This window comes from Bacillus sp. BML-BC051, assembly GCF_019656175.1.
GTDB classification, from domain to species: Bacteria; Bacillota; Bacilli; order Bacillales; family Bacillaceae_G; genus Bacillus_A; species Bacillus_A mobilis.
In genome coordinates, this window is record NZ_BPLI01000075.1 from 54,012 (window position 1) to 60,355 (window position 6,344).

The 6,344-nt window shown below is 32.2% G+C and carries 9 protein-coding genes; 6 read left to right on the forward strand and 3 right to left on the reverse strand.

Annotation, left to right across the window (positions count from 1 at the left end):
- Nucleotides 1-18 precede the first annotated feature (18 nt).
- From K5S59_RS25005 to K5S59_RS25015, 3 genes are all read right to left on the reverse strand, one after another.
- Nucleotides 19-1,221, reverse strand: coding sequence for an MFS transporter (locus tag K5S59_RS25005; protein ID WP_000269233.1), 1,203 nt, complete (start codon nucleotides 1,219-1,221; stop codon nucleotides 19-21).
- A gap of 303 nt (nucleotides 1,222-1,524) precedes the next feature.
- Complete coding sequence (gene exsC / locus K5S59_RS25010) at nucleotides 1,525-1,959, reverse strand: exosporium protein ExsC (RefSeq protein WP_000148795.1); 435 nt, start codon at nucleotides 1,957-1,959, stop codon at nucleotides 1,525-1,527.
- Between the two features lie 168 nt (nucleotides 1,960-2,127).
- Entirely contained in the window at nucleotides 2,128-2,280 is a 153-nt protein-coding gene (locus tag K5S59_RS25015; protein WP_080000137.1) for a YqbF domain-containing protein, read from the reverse strand.
- Nucleotides 2,281-2,759: 479 nt separating this feature from the next.
- Between K5S59_RS25015 and K5S59_RS25020 the strand changes: the two genes are divergently transcribed.
- The 6 genes from K5S59_RS25020 (at nucleotide 2,760) to K5S59_RS25045 (ending at nucleotide 6,288) form a co-directional block, all read left to right on the forward strand.
- On the forward strand, nucleotides 2,760-3,116 hold the full coding sequence (locus tag K5S59_RS25020) for a hypothetical protein (RefSeq protein ID WP_098873502.1): 357 nt from the start codon (nucleotides 2,760-2,762) through the stop codon (nucleotides 3,114-3,116).
- A 196-nt stretch (nucleotides 3,117-3,312) separates the two neighbouring features.
- Entirely contained in the window at nucleotides 3,313-4,098 is a 786-nt protein-coding gene (locus tag K5S59_RS25025; RefSeq protein ID WP_120450354.1) for a class I SAM-dependent methyltransferase, read from the forward strand.
- A gap of 69 nt (nucleotides 4,099-4,167) precedes the next feature.
- Nucleotides 4,168-4,356 carry a DUF3970 family protein gene (locus K5S59_RS25030; protein ID WP_000621879.1) on the forward strand — a complete coding sequence of 63 codons (189 nt, stop codon included), beginning with the start codon at nucleotides 4,168-4,170 and terminating at the stop codon, nucleotides 4,354-4,356.
- Nucleotides 4,357-4,433: 77 nt separating this feature from the next.
- Nucleotides 4,434-5,399 (forward strand): nucleoside hydrolase, encoded by a 966-nt coding sequence (locus K5S59_RS25035; RefSeq protein WP_033656095.1) that lies wholly within the window; start codon nucleotides 4,434-4,436, stop codon nucleotides 5,397-5,399.
- A gap of 173 nt (nucleotides 5,400-5,572) precedes the next feature.
- Nucleotides 5,573-5,815 (forward strand): GlsB/YeaQ/YmgE family stress response membrane protein, encoded by a 243-nt coding sequence (locus K5S59_RS25040; protein ID WP_000638305.1) that lies wholly within the window; start codon nucleotides 5,573-5,575, stop codon nucleotides 5,813-5,815.
- 77 nt (nucleotides 5,816-5,892) lie between these two features.
- Nucleotides 5,893-6,288: a hypothetical protein gene (locus tag K5S59_RS25045; RefSeq protein ID WP_000847587.1), complete on the forward strand. Its 396-nt coding sequence runs from the start codon at nucleotides 5,893-5,895 to the stop codon at nucleotides 6,286-6,288.
- Nucleotides 6,289-6,344 lie beyond the last annotated feature (56 nt).

Genomic DNA, 6,344 nt, shown 5'->3' on the forward strand with positions numbered 1-6,344 from the left:
CATGCTTCTTTTCTTAAGTTATAAATTCGCAGATTGCGAAGGTTGTTTTTCATATTGTTTCTGTTTAGATAATGAAATGAAAATAATTAATAATGAAATGACACCGAAAATTAATACCATGTACTGTAAACCAATCGTATCTAAGAAGAAACCTGTGCCAAGTAAGACAATTTGGAACATAACTCTCTCAAACATATTACGGAATGAGAAAAGACGGCCGTGATAGCTTTTTTCCACTTTCGTTTGGAAAATTGTCGACATAATAGGGAAGAAGCAACCGACACTAAAACCAAACAAACCAAATGATGTAAGTGACATCCATTTTATATCGCTAAAGAACAAGGAAAGGTGTGCAAAAGCGGTACAAACTGCGAAAAAATATAATAATTTTTCGGGTTTGAAATGGTCAGATAAACGTTTAATAACGAAGGCCCCTAACATAAATGCGACACCTTCAATTGTATATATAAAGCCTTTAATCGTTGGATCATGTTGCATTTCACTAATGTTGATTACCATTAAATTAAATCCTGCTATAAATAATAGGGGGATAATACTTAATATAAGTGCTGTAAAAGCAATAGGAATTCCTTTTAAAATACGAAATACTTCCATAAAGCTATTATCTTTCGCAGCTTGTTTACTTGGTGTTGTTGATTTCTTATCCTCGAATTGTAGGAAGAAAGTTGAGAGGAATAATAAAGCGTATGCTGCCATTGAGAAGGCATACATATACTGTAAACTCATTACAACTAAAAGAATTCCACCTAGTGAAGTACCTGCAATACGAGCGATTGTACCTACATTCATATGTACACCGTTCATCTGTAATAACTCATGCTCACGTACGATGAGTGGGATTACAGATTGTAATGCAGGGAAATAAAATGCTGCTGAAATTTGAAGAGCAACCATAAATGCAATCATAAAGGCAATACTTTCAAATTGGATTGCGAAAAACATAAAGATAACACTAATAACACGACCGAATCCAGCATAAAGAAGAACTTTTTTCTTTTCATACTGATCAATGAAACGACCTGCCATAGGACCCACTAGAACACCTGCTAATAATCCGATAAATAATATAACTGATTTCATGAAATCAGAAGGGACATATTTTTGCATAAATTCAAGGTTACCGAGAATACCAAGCCATAACCCTAGACCAGCAATAAACTCCCCAATTAAAACAATCCAAACATTTTTATTACGCCACATATTGTAAAACCTCTCCGTCTTTTAAAATGAAAAACTCGTATATAAAACCTCCTTATTTTATGTATTATTATTAACGAACTTTTTTAGAGTCAGAGTCTATATTACGTGTTTCATGAATGGATTTCAATTTTTTTGATTTGTCGAAAAGATGATTTGTTAGTTGATGAAATAACCAATGAAAATGTAAAAGAATTGTGATGAAGTGTCTATTGAAAGTAAGGATAAATTTGAACAAAATAAAAAAGCAAGAACATATATACTACGTCTTGCTTTTTTCAAGCACAAAATTAAATTTTAGATTGTTTAGCAGCATTTACGTTCTTGTCCAATAGCTAATGCGCTAAAAGATAGAGGACCAATAACTTCTGCACTTGCGCCACTAGTTAGGTTTTCTACAGTTAATGAATATTGGTGTGTTCCACTTCCAACGTTTTGATCTATAGCTTGAAATGTTTGAGCATAGAATTGTTCAGAATCTGTAGATTCAATACCTACTTGTGTATTAAAAATTTCAATGTTATCACGGAAAATTCGGAATAAAATTTGTGAAATCTCAGTTATCCCTTCTACACCAACTGTAGCGATTAATTCTACTCGGTTATTATGAGAATCTCTACTTGAAATTCTCAATTTCAAATTTGCTAGAATTGCTTTATTTGGAGAAGCTGGGATTGCAAAAGTAGTTTCACCAGTTTTACTTATAGGTTGAGTAGCCTGGTAATCAATGATATGAGTCATACTCGTCACCTCCTTATATACTAAAATATGAAATTTACGATGAAATAGATTGGACAAATAATAGTATGTATTAAGAGAATGAGCACAATTGTTGAAAAGAGGGAGAGCAAATGAAAGCATCAAGAAAATACCACAATTATGTGATAGTTTTCTTGATGCTTTTTGTAGTTAAGCCGAATATTCTTCTTTACGTACCTCAAAAAATTCATTGCGACGTAAGTAATTATAAACTTTTTCGGAAACCGCTTCTTCTTCAGACATTAAGAAGCGATGATCAAAAGCATAGAATGATTGACCTTTAATTAATTTTACGTAATATATTTTACACGCCTCCTCTAGCAGAATTGGAACTTACCTAATATTATGATGGCCTATATGCTTGTGAATCATACTTGGATTTTCAAAGGATATAAGCTAAACAAATTGAAAAAGCTTACAAAATTGTAATGTTGTTGTCACGTTTTCCGATAGTTAAAAACAATCACTCTCTTCTATACTACAAATAAGTTACATAAAATAAGGGGGTAAAAAAGATGGATGAAGTAATTGGAGAAGTAGTAGTAGGTATTTGTGAATTTGTGGTTGAAGTAACGGCGGATGCTATTGGGAATTTAGTTTCCGGAAATGATGAGGAAAAAGAGACATTATAATCGTTTGTAAAAGTATAAAGATGATCAAAATATAAAGGCTGATTTCTAAAAGGGAGTCAGCTTTTTTATTTTTTACATTATATTAATTTCATTTGAATATTCATTTGTTATTATATTTGTGAAACTCATAAAGGGGGTGAATAAATAAAGATGTCGAATTTAGGGTCTGATTTATCTGATTCTCGTTTGATTGTGGCGAATGTGGAGGAAAAGGAATATCACTTTATTGTTCGTGAACATCCAATTGTAGGGAAAATTATATCGCTATTGGAAAATGGTTTGATAGATAAACAAATCGCTAATAAAGATAAATTTATTAAATCGGAGCTTACTAAATTAGATTATTTTAATGTAGATGTTCTATTTCATACACCTGGATGGATATGGATTGGCATGGATCAATTTGGTTTACATGCTCGTGAGGCTACTTATAACGAAGTAGACGTTATTATGAAGTTGAAAGAGGATTTATATTATATAGATGTATATGAAAAAGTAAAAATGTAATAAATATTTAGTCAGGTTAGGGGACAAGTTCCCGTAGCCTTTTTTGTTTCGTAATAAAACGTAAAATTAATATTATATTGATGATAGGACAGCATGATAAGAAGTAAGCTGAAAAGAGGATTTGAAAATACATAAAGAGAACTTTAATTATTATATGAATTCTATATGTAAATAACAATAGAAAGAAGATGATAAAATGAGTAAAGAAGAGCTTGTGAAACAGCAGTTTGGTAATAATGCGGAGAAGTATGTGAAAAGTAAAATTCATGCTAAAGGACCGGATTTACAATATGTAGTTCAACAAGTTGAGTCTCGTCATAATTATCGTCTTCTTGATATCGCTACTGGCGGTGGACATGTTGCGAATGTATTAGCTCCATTTTTTAAAGAAGTAATTGCCTTAGACTTAACTGAAAAAATGTTAGAGAGTGCGAAAAAATTTATTATAAGTAATGGACATGAAAATGTATCTTTTGTTGCTGGAAACGCTGAAAGTTTACCGTTTGCAGATCGTTCTTTTGATACGATTACGTGCCGAATTGCAGCGCATCATTTTACGAACCCATCTCAGTTTATATATGAAGTAAATCGTACGTTAGAAGATAATGGATTGTTTATTCTAATAGATAATGTTTCACCGGAAAATAATGAATTTGATACATTTTATAATTTTATAGAAAAAAAGAGGGATCCTAGTCATGAACGAGCGCTGAAAAAAACAGAATGGATTACCTTGTTAGAAAAAAACGGTTTGCAAATGCAGTCATGTCTTACTTTTGACAAGAAATTTGAATTTGACTGGTGGTGCGATATGATGAATGTACCTTTGCAGAAACGCGCGAAGCTAACAGAATGTATGATGAAAACATCAGTTGAAATGCAAGAGTTCTTTAACATTCAATATGAAAATAATAAAATTATATCGTTTTATACCGAAATGGCACTGTTCGTATGTAACAAAAGTGCGACATTAAAAAGATAAATTTCTTGCAGTCTTTTCAAAGTACGTTATACTTAGTACAGAGAAAATGAGAATTGAGGAAATGTAATAATGATTCGCGTACGTATTGAAGGAACTGAAGAAGAAATGCTTGAATTTATGGAGAAAATGCCGGATATTCCTGGATTTGAAAAAACACATATGAGAGAACCGAGAAAAGGAAATAATCCAAAATACGATTCAAGTAAAAATGTACTAGCATATTTATCTTATAAAAAGATTGAAGTCGCCAATAAATAGGCGGCTTTTTTAGTTTGCACCGTTTCACAGCCTTGTCTTTTTCACATAATAATAATAGTAGATTATGCTGAACAGGGGTGAGGATAGTTAATAAGAAAATCATCTTTTTTGGAGACTTTGGTATTGACGATGCGGTGGCTTTAATTTATGCAAATAAAACATGTAAATTAGATATTATAGGTATTGTTGCTGAATATGGGAATGTATCGCGAGATATCGTAACGGAAAATGTGTATTTTTTAGAAAGATACTATGCTACAGAAGTAAAAATCATTGAGGGTGCAGCAAGGCCGATGACTGCTGAGGAACCTTTGTTCTTTCCTGAAATTCATGGGGATCACGGTTTAGGACCAATTATTCCACCTAATATGAGGATTTGTAAACGGGAAAATTTTTGTGAATTAATTAAATTAATTGAACCTTGTCCAGAAGATATTATTATCGTAGCGACAGGACGATTAACAACATTGGCAACGTTATTTTTATTATATCCAAATGTAATGGATAAAGTATGTTCGTATTATATTATGGGCGGTGCTTTTTTATTTCCTGGTAACGTTACGCCTGTATCAGAAGCAAATTTTTACGGAGATCCAATTGCCGCAAATATTGTAATGAAATATGCAAAGAATGCGACTATTTTTCCGTTAAATGTAACGCAAGAAGCACTAATTACTCCTGAAATGGTGGATACTATAAATAAAGAAGGAACAGGACAGGCGAAACTTATTAAACCAATGATTGATTTTTATTATGAGAACTTTTATAAAAAAGAATACCCGGGTATTGCTGGAAGTCCGATTCATGATTTACTTCCATTCATATCATTTATAAATGATAATATTTTTGAATATAAAAAGTCAGCAGTTTGGATTAGTACGACAAATGATGTAACAAGAGGACAAAGTGTGGCAGACTTTAGGAAAATAGCTGAGCCAACAACATTTGATAATAGGCCTATTCAAAAAATTGCAGTTGGTTTTAATTATCCTGCATTTAAAGAAGAGTTTATGCGGACAATATTAAAGCCTGACTGTCCTTAAAATGTGAAATACAAAAGGCATTAACCACAAGTCGGAAAAAATGGTTGTTCCTTATTTTGAAATAATCTAATAGTTGATCTGTATGAATAACAAATGAAAAATGTAACATAACTAATGGTAAGCAATTGTTTCTAATTATATTTTGATTGGTGAAATATAAAGGAGGTTATCATATGATTTGGTCTTTAATCGTCGGTGGTATATTAGGATGGCTTGCGAGCTTAATTACTGGAAAGGACGTACCTGGTGGTGTAATTGGTAATATTATTGCTGGAATTATCGGTTCTTGGATTGGTTCGAAATTACTTGGTAGTTTTGGTCCAGTCATTGGCGGATATGCAATTATTCCAGCTTTAATCGGTGCGATCGTTTTAATTTTCATCGTAAGCTTCTTATTACGGGCAATGCGAAAATGAATGTAAGGACTGTTTACATTTGTAAGCAGTCCTTTTTATATGTTATGCTAGTATTATACAATCAGGAGGTGTCAGCATTGAAAACATTTACAGTAAATTTCCATCAAGAAGATAATGCTAAAGCGACAACAGTACATAAATTAAGTGAAGAGGACTTCAACAAAGCAACAGAAAAAGGCACTCGTCATCTATTTGATTTAGATACAAACGTTGGCTTCTTCGTATTCTTTGATGCAGAAGATGCAGAAGGAAACGATCAATACTTAATGTTACAATATGAAGGCGATCATGAAGAGCCAACTGCGTGCTACGGATTTGACTTAAAACTATACTATCAATTTTTAGCACTATACTTAAATGATCTTGAGTTCCAAGGTGAAACAGATGAAGAAGAGGAAGAGTATGGCCCAATTCATCATTTAGCTCACTTACTTTATCATATTGTTGAAGATGGTAAGTCAATCGAAGTGTAAAAATACATATGTAAAGCTGTCCTTTTTGGACAGCTTTTATTATTATTATTATTATT